Here is a 14,828-nt window from a genome sequence, read left to right on the forward strand (position 1 = left end):
CAACTTCTTGCGGTTAACCCTAGAACTCCCGAGTGATTCCACACCCTAATTTTGCGTGACCCGTTTGACTTCCGCATCGGCCACGTCACGTTCATCGCCAACGTATTCGATCATCTGGTTAGCCACTAGGGTGTCAATCCGGCTTAAATACCACCACAGCGGCATCCCGCCTGGACCAGCTTCAATGGTGAGTTCAACGACGGCACTGAGTTTTGTCGGGGTGTCCTGCACGCTAGCGTAAACAAATTGGTCATAAAAACTGTCCGCCACACTAATGATCACTCCGTTAACGTTCACCCGTAACGGGGCATTTTCAGCCACTAAGACGTCCCAAATATGCTTAATATCCCGCAGCGTTAACCCATTAACGGAGGTGACGTTATTAATTTGGTTCACGAGTTCATCCAGGGACATATCGCCAATGGTATTCCGTTTGTAAACACCCATTAATTTCATGGCGTGCCGGGTAACGTTGACCGTAAAGACTTCACCGGCCATATTGCCAGCTAACCGGGCGCATAACCAGTAGTAACCGCAAAGATCACTCGGATCATTACTAATCCACACCCGGAGCGACCGGCCATCATCAATGGCATCGTCTAAGTGGCCCAGCTGGCTAATCATATCATCGCCCGTGGGTGCATCAGGATTAAACTTCCGCCGGGTATCCCAGATGGCTTGCCGGGTCTCGGTATCATCCACGTGGCTAATGTCTCCAACGTCTAAGGCCAGATCCAACTCTAAAACTTCATCGTGGTCGTCGTCGCTTAAATCATGGAAGGTTGTCAGCGTGGTGGCCAATGCGTGGTCAAACGTGATATCTAAAAATGACGCCTCTGCATTCTCCAAGATCATTCCCCTTTTCATCGTTTACCCTAATTTTCTGTTATCTCGTTTAGAACTGCAAGCTTAACGACTTCTAGTGGGTTGCTTCGCCAGCCCGGTAACGGACAAAGCTTTTATCCGGCACCCGAATCAGTGTGAAGCGATCGGCTAAGCGGCCGGCATGAAGGCCAATCCCGTTTTGCCAGGTCTTTTTATAGGTGGTATCAACCGTCCCAACCCAGGCTCGCTGGTGGCGTTTGTCATTTTCCTTAACCTTTTTATCGTCCCACTGATACCGGGACGCCGAAATATTAATGGCGTTCTTGCCGCTCGAGATGGTGGCGTTCGGGCTTGCAATCCGGTACCGTTCGCCATCCGTATAGTAGCTATAGAACTGAACGGGAGAACTTCCCGTCGTGTTTTTTACCGAGACGTAGTACGAAGCTCCTGAACTCGTGGTATTGACCACTAACGGGTGGTAGGTCGTGGTGACCGTCACTTGACTAGCGTTTAAATCGTGCGGGTTTTGGAAGAACGTTGTCTTGCCCATCCCATAGGCCGCTACGAGAAAGACGATCAATTCAACGGTGGAAATCCCAAGGTTACGCCACGAAAAGCTCTTTCGCTCCTGAACAATCAGTTTTAACCGGCGAACCCGCATATTATGAATCATCCAAATTAGGTAAATCAGAAGAATTAGCCACAGGGCCATTCCCACTAAATTCCATGCTGATTTCATCTGTTACACCCTTCCCTCAATTACAATGGTGATTATTTTCCTATAATAAGGGTACGTGATTAAGTTTCGAAATACAAGCCAAACTCAATTCCAGCGGCCGGCATTTTGTCAAAACCCAGTTGAAATAACAAACGGTCAGTAAATCGACAACTATCTGAGATATTTCTGTAACACTAAGCTGATATGATAGAACCATTGGAAAAAATACATATTACTCAGGGGATGTCTTTTGGATATGAAACGTTTGTGGATTAAGCTCGTATTAATGGTGGCCGTTATGTTTGGGGTTACGGCCAGTTTGCCGATGGGGCACACGAATTCAGCCCAGGCCGCCACTATCAAAGCCAGCAAGGTTGTCTCAAAAGCGAAAAGCCTGCGGGGAACCCGTTACCGTTGGGGTGGGACAACTCCCGCCGGATTTGACTGTTCTGGATTTACCAAGTACGTCTACAAAAAGGCAGCTAAAAAAACCTTACCCCGGACCGCACAGGCCCAATACAACCATTACCAACACGTTTCAGCCAAACACCTGAAAAAGGGCGACCTAGTTTTCTTTGGCGGTAACAAGCGATCCATCAGCCACGTTGGCCTTTACGTCGGCAACGGCCAAATGATCGACGCCCAAAGCCGCGGGGTCGTTACCGAGTCCATCCATGCACCATGGTGGCACGCCGTTGGCTATGCCCGCGTTGCCAACTTAAAGTAAACCGCACCCTAGTGTTTGATCACCGGGGACTTTCTGAGGGGATGACAAATAAATGAAGAAATGGTACCGCCTGGGTTTTAGCAGCCTGCTAATCCTTGTGACCGGGCTTATCTTTTTAATGGGCCCCGCTGCCATTGCCCACGGCCAAATGCAGCCGGAGCCAATCCACCAGCAGGCCTTTCATAGGGCCCACAAAGACCAACTCATTGTAACACCGGATGGGCGGCTGATTTCACCGAAGGATCAACACGAACAACCCCAAAAACTTGACGTTAAAAAGCCCCAAGCCAGACCCAAAGTCGTGACTGAATCCTACATCCCGAAGAATAACTGGCAGTTAGTCGATCTATCAACGGGCGCCTATACATGGCCCGTTCAGGTCGCTCTCTATACCTTTGTCATTGCCACCATCAGTTTGGTCGCGTGGATTTTGTACCGGGTAGGTTAGCCGACTTACTGCAAGACTTGACCATCAAAAAAACATTCAGAGTATTCCCAATATGGATGACGCCCAAATTCGATTGCACGATAATCGAATTTGGGCGTCACCCTTTTTAGTTGTGAGTCGACTTTAGGTAGTACCGTTATTCCTTAAGATCTACCGAGCGGCTCCACACCCTTTTAGTTGGGTTCCACCGCTCAGGTCTCTACGGTTAACCAAGTCATCGGATAATGCCCAAACCCAGCATTTTCCGATGACTCAGTTAATCCTCCAGATCTACCGAGCAGCTCCACACCCTTTTCATCCGTTCCTTACATTTTACAACACCACGGAGTGTGGTTTGACCACAATATCTAGTTTTGGTTAAATTTCAGACACCAGATATAGATATTAATGATTGCCTTTCACCAAAAAAGAGTTAAAATAGGGAGTAAGGAATGAGAGAAAAGGAGGCCACCGCCCATGGATGTTCAAAAAGCACTCCAGAACAGCAGTGATATTAGCACACTTACCGTGGAAAAATCTGACGGAACGTTCACTGCGTTTGATCAAAAAAAGCTGCACGCCTCTTTATGCACCCTCTCCCGTAATCCGATCATTATTCGCCGGACCGAAGGATTGGTGATTGCACAGTTAGCCGGGTTTTCGCTGGTGGCCACATCAACGATTCATCAAACGGTGGTGGACACTCTCACCTTGCTTGGGCAAACTAAGCTAGCCAACCGGTACGATCATCATCTTAGAAAATAAAAAAACCAGCTAGAGTTTACCTAGCTGGTACAATCCATTTACACTGAATCGGATCCCGTCCGATCGGTGCTAACCGATTAGTTTTAATGTAATTTAATAACGACGTCCATGATCGATAATCCCCCCAGATTACCGGTCATTTTTTATGAGCTTAATTGAGATTCTAGTTGGTGCAGCTCGGCGATCCGAACTTCACGTGGTAAGAAACGACGAATTTCTTCTTCGTTATATCCCACTTCAAGCCGGCGGTCGTCAAAGATAATTGGGCGCTTGATTAAATCAGGGTACTTCACCACTAAATCAATTAGTTGGCTAACACTTAACCCATCCATATCAATAGCCAATTTTTTGAAAATATTGGACCGAGTGGAAATAATATCTTCACTACCATTTTCAGTCAGTCGCAAAATTTCCTTAATTTCGTTAGCATTTAATGGTTTGGATTTGATGTTCCGTTCCTTGAATGGAATATCATGCTCCTTTAACCATGCACGTGCTTTCCGACTCGATGCACTACTTGGTGCAACGTATAAATTAATCATCCCGAACACTCCCTAGCGTGATAGTAGTTGAACATTGTAGGCAAGACAAGATCACATCGTTTTAAAGCAATCACAGCCATCCGTAATGCTCAGTTAAAAGCATAACATAAATGTATGAATAATCAATCATCAGAATACCCACCCTAGCCAAAATCGGTCATTTTCTCAAAATTTATAAATAAAATTGATAAAAAATGAAAAATACTTGACGCAATCCACTACTACAAATGCCTTTATATATAGGTTTTAACACATATGTCTTCATTTTTTTGTCATGTTTTGGAGATTGGATAGTTCTGAAGTCGACTTGGAGAATAATGAATATTAATCCCTTTAAATGAATATTAATTCTATATCGTATCAGTTGGGACACATTTTAATAACTGTAACTAACGGAGTGTTAGATCCCAAAATGTTTACGTAAAACCCCACAAATTAAGGATTTTGCCCCAAAAACCCCCGTTGAGTTTAGCGTTTTACTCTAAATGACCTAACACAATGTTTTTTTGTGAAATTATTCATCCTATCAACTGTTTCCGTTGTACCCAACTTGTGGCTTCTGTTAAATTCCTTTCGACTTCCGCAACAGTGCAGTAAAATTAAGGGGAGAACCTTATTGGAGTGATTTCGATGACAATTTTTTACGCGGTGGTTTTGCTTGTCATTACCACCATCTTTGCGAACATCGTCTATACGTTGCTACCAAAGATTCCACTGGCGTTTTACCAAATCGGCGCCGGTTTAGTCCTATCCTTTGTTCCGATGTACCATCACTTTAACTTAGATCCCTCAGTATTTATGCTGATCATTATTGCCCCCCTCATGTTTGAGGACGGGCAAAACGCGAATACCCGTCTGCTGCGGCGGTCCATTAATTCAATCCTATCGATGGCCGTCCTACTCGTCATGATTACCATTGGGGTCGTGGGTTTAATCACCCACTCCGTCTTGTTAACCATACCGCTCCCCTTAGCCTTTGCTCTTGCGGCCATTATTACGCCAACGGATGCGGTTGCGGTTAGCAGCGTGACCACCAACTTAGCGGTGCCAAACAAGATTATGACGTTACTGAAGAACGAGGCGCTGTTTAACGACGCTTCCGGTATCGTTGCGTTTGACCTGGCTTTAACGGCGTTCACGAGCGGGCAGTTTTCTCTTGGCCACGGAGTCGAACACTTTTTAATCGTCTTTTTAGGTGGCCTGCTAGTTGGGCTTATCCTCGGTTACTTCCTAGTGATTGGCCGGATTTGGCTCGTCCAACGTTCCATGAGCACCGCTGCGGTTGTGATTCCGTATAGTATTCTGACCCCCTTCCTAGTCTACGTCGTTGCCGAAGAACTGGGCCTGTCCGGAATTTTAGCCGCCGTGGCTGCCGGCTTAGTCCACGGGGTTGAACATAACCGATTGCAGTTAACGTCCACCCACTTGCAAATCGCTTCACGGGCAACCTGGTCCATTTTGACCAGTATTTTGAACGGAATTGTCTTTGTCCTCTTAGGGGTAACCCTGCCGACCGTCCTCGCTAACATCTTGAGTGACCCCAAAAGCGACTACTTACGGTACCTGCTCTTAGCCGTCCTCCTATACGTGGTAATGACGTTAATGAGATACTTATGGATTCGGTTCGGTTTTTCCGACGCCCACTTTACGAAGAAACAGACGCCCGTAGCCGCCCTCATTGGCGCGCTATCCGGCATCCACGGAACGGTTACCCTCTCCATGGCCTTTTCACTGCCCCTATTTTTCCACGGGGCGCCCTTCCCGTTTAGAAACGTCATTATTTTCATTGCCAGCATCGTCATTATCATCAGCTTGCTGGTTCCGACTCTGGTCCTGCCGCTAATTCTGCCCGCAAAGGAACTTCCCGTTAGTGAGATCGAATTTGCGGAAACCCGACGCGCTATGGTGAATTACGCAATCCAGCAGCTCCTAGATAACCATTCCGAAACCCTTGCAACCACCCAGCAAGTGGTGGAAACCTTAAGCAGTCAGGTTTCTGCCCAGCGACCTAACAGCAAGGAAACTGAACACCTCATGCGCAAAGCTGGGCTCGTTGAATCCGATACAATCAACAATCAGATTGAAAACGGTGAAATTCCCAGCGCCTGGGGCCAAATGTACGAACGATTTATCATTATTAATAACTATAAGGCGACCCTAGGTTTTTGGGGGCGCGTTCGATTATCCCTCCGTTTCTGGGCCCGCTTCTGGACCCATCGTCGGCCCAAGGAGGGCGACGTCATGGTGCGGCGCAACTTGACCCATCACCCACTGGAACTTGGGGCGACCGAAAAGGCTAACCAGTATGTTTCGGCGGATGAAAAAGAGGTGGCCATCTTACCGCGGGAAGCTCACCCTCAAACTTACCGGTCCTACAGGGAGTTTAAGAAAAAACTGAAGTCGCCCGAGAGTAAGGCGGCCCTATCCGACCGTCGCCAGGCAATGGCCGAAATTGAAACGGATGGGTACAACGCCGTCATGACTTACCTCGGAAACATTATGACACCGGAAAATGTCGCGGAAACCAGTGCGGTTCGCCGTTACTACAACCTACGGCATCGGCGTATGACAAACTCCAATGAAACCAACGAAGAACAAAACGACCTCTTTATCCAAGCCTTTCAGTACGAGTATAACTACATTCAGGCGCAACTTAGCTCGAATAAAATTAGTAAAGCGTTAGCTAACCAACTTTACGAACAGGTTTCCACGGATGAATTGGTTTACATGCAGCAGTCGGATTAGCCAAATATCATGCATAAAGGGAAGGTCCCCCATACNNGTATGGGGGACCTTCCCTTTAATTAACTCACCCATCATCCCATTATCCAATCTATAACTGCCTAATTACCCCAATCTGCTAATTTTAATTTTATTGGTCAATTTACATGACTTATAAACTAGCCTATAATTTCAATATAGTTTATAAAATATTAAGATTGGAGGTCAGTCAAATGAAACTAACAATTCTGTCAACTAGTGACACCCACGGTTATATTTTTCCAACGAATTACGTTGAAAAGGGAACGACTATGCCCTTTGGCTTAACCCGGGCAGCAACCGTGATTCACCGGGAAAGCCAAACTGACGGCGCCGTATTAACCGTTGATAACGGTGACTTTTTAGAGGGTTCGCCCTTGGCGTACTACGTTGCTAAGGTTGAACCAGAACACGATCCCAAACGGCTGATGGCCATTTATAATCTGATTCCATACGACGTTGGTGTCCTTGGCAACCATGAATTTAATTACGGGCAAGAATACCTCCAATCTGCCGTTAACGAGGCAAAACGTGATATTTTATGCGCTAATATCTTAGACGAAAACGGCGACACCGAGTACGGTTCACCTTATAAAATTTATGAAAAAGAGGGCATTCGGATTGGGGTCCTCGGTTTGACCACGCAAGCAGTGTATAAGTGGGAAAAACCGACCAATATTAGCGGGTTACAGTTCGACTCAGTCGTTGCTACCGCCCGACACTACATCCCCATCATCCGGGAACAGGCTGACGTCGTAGTAGTCTGTTACCACGGTGGGTTCGAACGCGACCTATTGACGGGAAAGCTAACGGACATTCATGCCGGTGAAAACGAGGCTTACACCTTATTGGAACAAATTCCGGGCATTGACGCGCTTGTGACGGGCCACCAACATCGAAAGCTAGCGACCAAAATTTTTGACGTTCCCGTGACTCAACCCGGGTCCCGGGGCGAAGACGTGGGCAAAATCACGTTAAACTTACAGCGGTTAGCTAACGGCAAGGTGAGCGTCATCAGCTCCGAAGCTGAACTCATTCCAACGGGTGACGCAACGTTAGATAGCGATATGATGGCAAAATCCCACCGGTTAGACCGTGACGTTGACCATTGGTTAGATCAGCCGCTCGGCCACATCAACGGTTCCATGACGTTTAATAATGCATTTAAAGCCCGGATCCGTGAAACGCCCTACATTGAATTCGTCCAAAAGGTCCAGATGGCCTCCGTCGGCGCTGATATCTCGGCGACCGCCCTGTTTAACGACGAAGCCCGGGGATTTGAAAATCCCATTACCATGCGTAATATTATGACAAATTACGTTTACCCAAATGGGGTTTCCCTACTCGAAATTACCGGAGAGGATTTACGGGACGCTCTCGAACTTACCGCCAACTATTTCATCATTGAAAATGGTCAGTTAGCGGCCAATCCGGCCTATATTACACCCAAACGCCGTCAGTATAACTACGATATGTACGAAGGGATTGACTACGTCTTAAACATCGCCAATCCCGTTGGTAGTCGGGTCACTAAGTTAATGTATCACGGCCAACCCGTGACCGATAAGATGCGGTTAAAAATTGCCCTTAATCAATATCGGGCGGTTGGCGGGGGCCACTACCCCATGTATAATGCCCAAAAGATCATCAGTGAAAGTTCCGGTACCATGAGCGAACTGATCGCCGATTATCTCCGTGACCATCCCGTCATTGATGCCACCACCAACGACAATTTTCACGTCATTAATGAACCAAACTAATAACCATTATAAGCTCAGCCCCGCGTGTACGAGGCTGAGCCTTTTTTGTAAAACTGGGACATCAGATGTTTAGACCATGCCAAAGACCGGCATACTGCTTTAGCCTTGTTGCTGAAACGCGCAAGTCTCAACAGATTTCTGCGGTTAACTACGAAAAAAGCTTATCCAACCAAGAACTGGTTGAATAAGCTCAACGAAATTGGCTTCTTTGCCGAATGGCATTCAGCAAGTCAGATTCCTCCGCCTAACAAAATCCCCGAATACATGCCAAAGACCGGCATACTTCTTTGGCCTCGTTGCCGAAACGCGCAAGTCTCAACAGATTTCTGCGGCTAACTACGAAAAAAGCCCATCCAACCAAGGACCGGTTGAATAAGCTTTTTTCTAGGTTAGTCCTCAAAATCTCCCGTTGAGACTTGCGCTCTATCCCGCCTTTTTCTTCTTCTTTTTCTTCTTCGGGTGATCATCCCCGACGTATTCGTCCGCTTCGAAGGTTCTTAAGGCGGTTACCTTAATTTTACCTGGGTAGGTTAAGTCGTGTTCCACTTGGTTCGCTACCTCGTTTGATAGGGTCGCCGTGGCCTCATCGTCTAGTTCATTTGGCTTAACGATGATGCGGATTTCACGGCCGGCTTGGATGGCGTAACTATCGGAAACTCCATCGTGTGACCGGGCGATATTTTCTAAGGCGTGCAGCCGGTTAATGTATTCTTCAACCGATTCACTCCGGGCACCTGGTCGACCCCCAGAGATCGAATCTGCCGTAGCGACTAACACGGAAATTGGGTTCGTTTTTTCAACGTCTCCGTGACTCGCCTCAATCGCGTTGACAACTAACGGATCTTCACCGTATTTCTCGGCAATCTCCGTCCCGATTTCCACGTGCGTTCCGTCAACTTCATGATCTAACGCCTTACCAATATCATGTAATAACCCAGCTCGCTTAGCCAGCCGCACGTCAATACCAAGTTCCTGGGCCATTAATCCCGCCAATTCAGCGACTTCAATGGAGTGCAGCAACATGTTTTGTCCGTAACTCGTCCGGTACTTTAACCGACCGATCGTCTTCATGAGGTCGGGATGAACCCATCCCACGTGCAGTCGGCTCGCAACCGTTTCACCGGTTTCTCGGAGGCCCTTCATGACTTCTTTTTCGGCAGCCGCAACCTGGGCTTGAATGGCGCTCACAGAAACCCGACGACCGGCAATCAAGTTTTCCACTGCCGTTCTGGCCACTTCCCGCCGAATGGGATCGTGAGTACTGATGTAGAGGGTTAACTTATCATCCGGTTCAAACAGTAAGTCCGTTCCAGTTAAGGTTTCCAGCAGCCGAATATGCTGGCCCTCCCGACCGATAATTTTACTTCTAACTTCACCGTTTGGGACGGTAATCGTGTGCTCAATGTGGATTTTTGGGAGGTCTTCTGGGCCCCGTTGAATGGCATCAACGATCAGATCCTTGGCGCGTCGTTCATTAATGGCCGTGGCAATCTCCGTGAGTTCCCTGACCTGAATATCCCGTTCCCCAGCTAATTCCCGCTGGGTTTCAATTATAACGTGTTGTCCCGCTTCGTCGTGCGTAATCCCCGCTTGGGTTTCCAGCACTTCGCTCCGTTTTTGAATCAGATCGTTTGCTTGGTGCCGCCGTTCCTTGACGCCCTCATTGATCTCTCGATTTTCAGCTCGACGCTGCCGTAAATCTTGGTCGTGGTCGTCCAATCGCTGCTGAGTTTGTTTCATTGCTTCTTCCCGCTGATCAATTCGGTGTTGCCGAAGGTTAAGATCAGTGTGCTGTTCATCTAACTCGTCTGTCATCGATTGTTGGTAGGTATCGGTTTCTGCTCGATTTTCGTTTTGGATGCGGGCCACGTCTTGTTGTGTGAGTTGGTCTTTTTCGGCTGTAATTGCTGCCGCTTTTTCACGGGCATTCGCTAGGTCGCGCTGGTGCTGCTTTTCGCGCACTAAACCGCCACCTAACAAGCCCACCGCGAGCATAATGACAGCCACTCCTATCATCATCAAAATGTGGTTCTCCTTAAATTATAAATTATCGCAAATTAAACCTAATTCGCCATATAACCATTATACGCTAATTTGTCCCGTTCTTCACCAATGTATCCAGAAGCTCGTCTAAGACCCGCTGATTGGTGGTCCAATTAACTTTAGAATCACCACCTCCCGCTAGTTGACGCTGAGTTTCGGGCATCACTTCTAAATGAAATTGAAGGCCAACTGCATTTTTAAACTTAAATCCCTGACAATGGTCCAGGGCAGAATTAAAGAGTCGTTGGGCCCGGGGCATCACGATTCGGTCATGGGGCTCCTGAAAGACCGTCATTAGATCAGGAAGCTTGACGGTATCAGCCCGGGTGGCGTTGACGAGCTGCCAGCCCGCTGTCTGATGGGCCATGGACGTAATGGTGCCACCTAAGGCCGACGCTAGCTGTTGAGCGCCTATCCCAATTCCGAATTGGGGAATGTTGAACGCGGATAACCGTCGCATAAGTTCCCGTTCAACAGCAAACCATGCCGTTTTCTTGAATTTCAGCAGCTCACCCCCGCCAAGGCTAATTAATAGGTTTACCCGGTGCGGCTGAATCGTTTGAACGCCATCACTGTCGGTTGGCCGGTGAAGGACCAACTCATGGTGGTGTTTATCCGCCCATTCCTGAATGAATCCCAGAGAATCATCTTCAGAATGTAAAATCACGTCAATCTTCATGTTTGGCACCCCCTTTGCCTTCATGATACGGGCTGACAACCACGTGTCAACCAGGTCGACTTCCACGAAGTTTCCCGCGGGAATCCTTTCCCATCAAGGCTGAGTTGGGCTATAATGAAAGCAGAATTAAAATTTGTTGAAACGGGGGACCAAGATGTTTCCAGAACGCCTTCGAGCTTTACGTCGCGGCCAACACATTACACTTGAACAACTGGCAAACGCACTCAATGCGCAAACCGACGGAGATCAGCACGCGAACACCGCCTCCCAGATTGGCAACTGGGAACGTGGCATCCGGACCCCGTCCTACATTGAGGTTCGTAAACTTGCCGAATACTTTGATGTCACGTTAGACTACCTGACGGGCAAGGCCGAACGTGATGAATACGACCTCGGAAAGCTCTTCCTATCGGGAAAGCAGTTGAGCTTTAACCGGGTCATCCTTAGCGGTGAAGACCGGTACGAAATTTACCAGCTCATTGATGGCTACCTACACGGTAAAGAAACCCGCGGTCAAACCGATCCGGGTGATCAAAACGAACAGTTAGACCTGCACTTTGATTAACCCTAGGAGTCTGTTAGGCGGTGACCCGTCAAGCCAGGCTTCTTTTTAGTCTAGGAGGACCATATGAATCCCAAAAAATTAAAGAAACTCAAAAAACAGGTCCAAAAGCACCCCGCTTCCCGGGCTGAACCTTACATCACTCGGATGCAGCGGTACCGAAATCGGTTTGCCCAGATTCCGGAAATTCAAGTCCTCGTTAATAACGTATTATTAGCCGATGAGTTACTCACCAAGGGACGACTCCCTCAGGACCTTCCCGTACTTGAACTTCCCGACAACATTCAGGACATCCTTTTTCAAAATATTAACGCGCGCTTTGCCCCCCATGATCCTAAGGGCGATCAGCTGTGGAACGAGCTATCGGATGCGCTGCCGAAGTTAGATCAGGACCTGCGGAATTTCCGGGATTACTTGGAGGACCGTTACGGGATGTGGGCCTACATTTCAGCGCCCTTTGCGGCCGATTTAGCACAGTACATCGATGGTAAAAAGACCCTCGAGGTGATGGCCGGTAACGGGTACATCTCTAAGGGGCTTCGAGATCATGATCAGCTTGTCTACGCCACGGACAGCAAGGACTGGACGAAGGAAAACGAGACCGGCAAACACCCAGTCACAGAAATCGAACGGCTCAGCGCCTTAGACGCCTGGCAAAAGTATGGGAACGAGGTCGACGTTGTGATTATGAGTTGGTCGCCAGACGGTCTACCCGTTGACTGGGAACTGCTGCAAGCCATCCGTCGTTCCGAGCATCACGTTGACTTTATTGTCATCGGTGAGATGAACGGCGCCACAGATTCAAAGGTATTCTGGGACAACCTCCAGCTGACGGGAACGGACGAGTCCCTTGAGCTGCTTAACCGACACCACAAAGTGTTTGACCTTATTCAGGATCACACCTTTTTAGTACGATAAGAAGAAACAGGGTGTGGAATCACTCGGTAGATCTGGAGGAATAACCGAAGAGATCTGAGTGATGGAACCCGACTAGGGTGTGGAGCATTTCGGGAACTTCCGAGAATTAACGGAGAAATAAAAAAAGCCAGCCCATTACGGGTTGGCTTTTTTCAGACGTATTCAATTGAACAGATTCAGGGAATCCACATTCCCCATTCATCGGGCACGCCACATCCGGTGGTGAAACCTTGTGCCCCGTCTATCAAAATTCGCCTAGCCAGTAGGACTGGACATTCCTGTTACCAAGAATGCGCGAAATCTCGACTCATCGCATGAGACTAATATACGCTCATGCGATTCAATTTTCAATTACTTTTTGGTCGTTTTACTAGCGGTTTTCTTAGTTGTTCTTTTGGTCGTTTTCTTTGCGGGCTTTTTTGCTGGCGCTGGCTTTGATTCAGGTTCAGACTCCTCAACGTTATCCGGCGCATTTTTGAGGATTTCCACTTGTGATAGCAGCCAATCATCCATCTTGACCTTGGCCGAATCAAAGTCATCGACGTAGGCGTCCGCTGAACAGACTTCGTCAATCCGAAAGCTGGAGACGTTAATCTTCGGGTCTTGGACCATGATATAAATCATGAGTTCCCGTTCTTCTTCGCCGACGGTAATTTTGCTGATGACGTTAGGTTCAGCCATTGGCAGGTTAATGACGTTCGTTTCAACCCGAAATGACCCTTCCGTCCCCTCAATTTTTAGTTCGCCCTGGGCGAGGTGCCCCTCTAAAACCTCATCACGCACAAAGGTGTAGAGGGAGTTCATTCCGGCAACGGGGTCATCAAGAAAGGTTGCCAAACTTAAGGACTTCGTCTGCTTTTTAAATTGATCGGCGTTAATTTCATCCAAAAACGTTTGTACAGTCAGTTTCATTCGTTTCATCTCATTTCTTTATGTCCATAACGATCCATATCCCGTTTTAAGCGCCGCTCATTCCTTAGCCGAATAGCCAGCACGAGCCAATACAGGTTGACGAGCAAGGCAAATACTGAGGCCAGGGTTAGAATCCCATTAATAAAGAATCCAGCGGTTCCCTGTGTCCATAGGGTCACGATTCCCCCCGCTAGGCCAACGGAATACATGACCATGACGATTCCTAAGACGTAGTAGGCTGGCCCAAAACCGAGTGCTGCCGCCAAAAAAGGAACGAGGTACAGCACGACGACGATGGCTGAAGACGCCAATAGTTCGCTTGATAGCCCGTTTCGTTCAACGACTCCGGCAATTGGCAGGGACATGATGAGGTTAATTCCTAAAAATAGGACCAGTGAGACCAAGGCCCATTTCAATACTGGACGTTCTTTCACGTTTTTACCCCCTAAACTAGTCGTTCTTGCTTCATTTTATCGTACATCAGCGACTTGTCCATATGTTTCTGACCATTTCAGTTAAAGTTTTATCTGGCAAGTGCATGGGACCGGGCTTTGAAAATTTTTCAAGTCATCTCATGGATAAAAAGGCTTACATTTTGTATAATGAATGATATAGTTAAGGTATAGTAAATCATCCAATGTGAGGGGTGTCATCATTATGTTACAACAATACAAGAACATTCTGTGTCCCGTTGATGGATCTAAGGCAACTGAACCCGTCTTAGAAAAAGCGATTGAAATTGCTAAGGAAAACGACACGCGTTTAGATATTTTAAACGTCCTTGAAGTCAATCAATTCAGTGATACTTACGGTGGCGCCGTTAGTGGCGATGTCATTTACAAGTTATCAGAAGACGTTCAATCCCGGCTTTCCGAACTCAAGCGTAAGGCTCAGGATGCCGGCGTTAAAGACGTTGAAATTCACGTTCGGTTCGGTAACCCTAAACCCGTTATCGCCCGTGAATTCCCAGAGGACCATGACAACCAATTAATTGTCATTGGTTCAACTGGGTTAACCGCCGTTGAACGTTTAATGGTGGGATCGGTAACCAACTACGTTAGCCGGAGTGCCATTTGCGATGTCTTAATCGTTAAGCCAGTTAACAAATAAGTCAATTTGGATAAATGAAGATAAATAACCGGTCAACTTCTCGCATCACGCAAGAGGTTGACCGGTTATTCGATGTTAGC

Annotated in this window: 15 protein-coding genes; 8 read left to right on the plus strand and 7 right to left on the minus strand. The window is 47.6% G+C overall.

The features are described from left to right. Positions 1-45: 45 nt before the first annotated feature. Both DCM90_RS07125 and DCM90_RS07130 read right to left on the minus strand, forming a co-directional pair. Positions 46-849, minus strand: a complete 804-nt coding sequence (locus tag DCM90_RS07125) for a DUF3658 domain-containing protein (RefSeq protein WP_165815246.1) — start codon at positions 847-849, stop codon at positions 46-48. Positions 850-919: 70 nt separating this feature from the next. After that, a complete protein-coding gene (locus tag DCM90_RS07130) occupies positions 920-1,564 on the minus strand; it encodes an LVIS_2131 family protein (RefSeq protein WP_109250681.1) in 645 nt (214 codons plus the stop codon). Positions 1,565-1,799: 235 nt separating this feature from the next. On the opposite strand from DCM90_RS07130, the gene DCM90_RS07135 reads away from it, so the two are divergent. From DCM90_RS07135 to DCM90_RS07145, 3 genes are all read left to right on the plus strand, one after another. Continuing rightward, a complete protein-coding gene (locus DCM90_RS07135; RefSeq protein WP_109250741.1) occupies positions 1,800-2,270 on the plus strand; it encodes a C40 family peptidase in 471 nt (156 codons plus the stop codon). Between the two features lie 52 nt (positions 2,271-2,322). Further along, complete coding sequence (locus DCM90_RS07140; RefSeq protein WP_109250682.1) at positions 2,323-2,718, plus strand: hypothetical protein; 396 nt, start codon at positions 2,323-2,325, stop codon at positions 2,716-2,718. A 456-nt stretch (positions 2,719-3,174) separates the two neighbouring features. Next, a complete protein-coding gene (locus DCM90_RS07145; RefSeq protein WP_109250683.1) occupies positions 3,175-3,462 on the plus strand; it encodes a hypothetical protein in 288 nt (95 codons plus the stop codon). Positions 3,463-3,605: 143 nt separating this feature from the next. On the opposite strand, the gene spx is transcribed toward DCM90_RS07145, so the two are convergent. Continuing rightward, complete coding sequence (spx, locus tag DCM90_RS07150; protein ID WP_109250684.1) at positions 3,606-4,004, minus strand: transcriptional regulator Spx; 399 nt, start codon at positions 4,002-4,004, stop codon at positions 3,606-3,608. Between the two features lie 630 nt (positions 4,005-4,634). Between spx and DCM90_RS07155 the strand changes: the two genes are divergently transcribed. Both DCM90_RS07155 and DCM90_RS07160 read left to right on the plus strand, forming a co-directional pair. Next, positions 4,635-6,749, plus strand: coding sequence for a cation:proton antiporter (locus DCM90_RS07155; RefSeq protein WP_109250685.1), 2,115 nt, complete (start codon positions 4,635-4,637; stop codon positions 6,747-6,749). A gap of 209 nt (positions 6,750-6,958) precedes the next feature. Next, complete coding sequence (locus tag DCM90_RS07160) at positions 6,959-8,524, plus strand: bifunctional metallophosphatase/5'-nucleotidase (protein WP_109250686.1); 1,566 nt, start codon at positions 6,959-6,961, stop codon at positions 8,522-8,524. Positions 8,525-8,947: 423 nt separating this feature from the next. On the opposite strand, the gene rny is transcribed toward DCM90_RS07160, so the two are convergent. Continuing rightward, positions 8,948-10,546, minus strand: a complete 1,599-nt coding sequence (rny, locus tag DCM90_RS07165) for a ribonuclease Y (RefSeq protein WP_109250687.1) — start codon at positions 10,544-10,546, stop codon at positions 8,948-8,950. 67 nt (positions 10,547-10,613) lie between these two features. Continuing rightward, entirely contained in the window at positions 10,614-11,246 is a 633-nt protein-coding gene (locus tag DCM90_RS07170) for a type 1 glutamine amidotransferase (RefSeq protein WP_165815247.1), read from the minus strand. Between the two features lie 154 nt (positions 11,247-11,400). On the opposite strand from DCM90_RS07170, the gene DCM90_RS07175 reads away from it, so the two are divergent. Continuing rightward, positions 11,401-11,811 (plus strand): helix-turn-helix domain-containing protein, encoded by a 411-nt coding sequence (locus DCM90_RS07175; RefSeq protein WP_109250689.1) that lies wholly within the window; start codon positions 11,401-11,403, stop codon positions 11,809-11,811. Positions 11,812-11,874: 63 nt separating this feature from the next. After that, a complete protein-coding gene (locus DCM90_RS07180; RefSeq protein WP_109250690.1) occupies positions 11,875-12,726 on the plus strand; it encodes an SAM-dependent methyltransferase in 852 nt (283 codons plus the stop codon). A gap of 351 nt (positions 12,727-13,077) precedes the next feature. Here DCM90_RS07180 and DCM90_RS07185 read toward each other — a convergent pair whose 3' ends face one another. Continuing rightward, the gene (locus DCM90_RS07185) at positions 13,078-13,638 is read right to left on the minus strand and encodes a hypothetical protein (RefSeq protein WP_109250691.1); all 561 of its coding nucleotides are present in this window, start codon (positions 13,636-13,638) and stop codon (positions 13,078-13,080) included. Between the two features lie 5 nt (positions 13,639-13,643). Continuing rightward, positions 13,644-14,072, minus strand: a complete 429-nt coding sequence (locus DCM90_RS07190; RefSeq protein ID WP_109250692.1) for a hypothetical protein — start codon at positions 14,070-14,072, stop codon at positions 13,644-13,646. A 223-nt stretch (positions 14,073-14,295) separates the two neighbouring features. On the opposite strand from DCM90_RS07190, the gene DCM90_RS07195 reads away from it, so the two are divergent. Continuing rightward, positions 14,296-14,748, plus strand: a complete 453-nt coding sequence (locus DCM90_RS07195; RefSeq protein WP_109250693.1) for a universal stress protein — start codon at positions 14,296-14,298, stop codon at positions 14,746-14,748. Positions 14,749-14,828: the final 80 nt, after the last annotated feature.

It is taken from the genome of Levilactobacillus bambusae (genome assembly GCF_003124125.1).
Lineage (GTDB): Bacteria > Bacillota > Bacilli > Lactobacillales > Lactobacillaceae > Levilactobacillus > Levilactobacillus bambusae.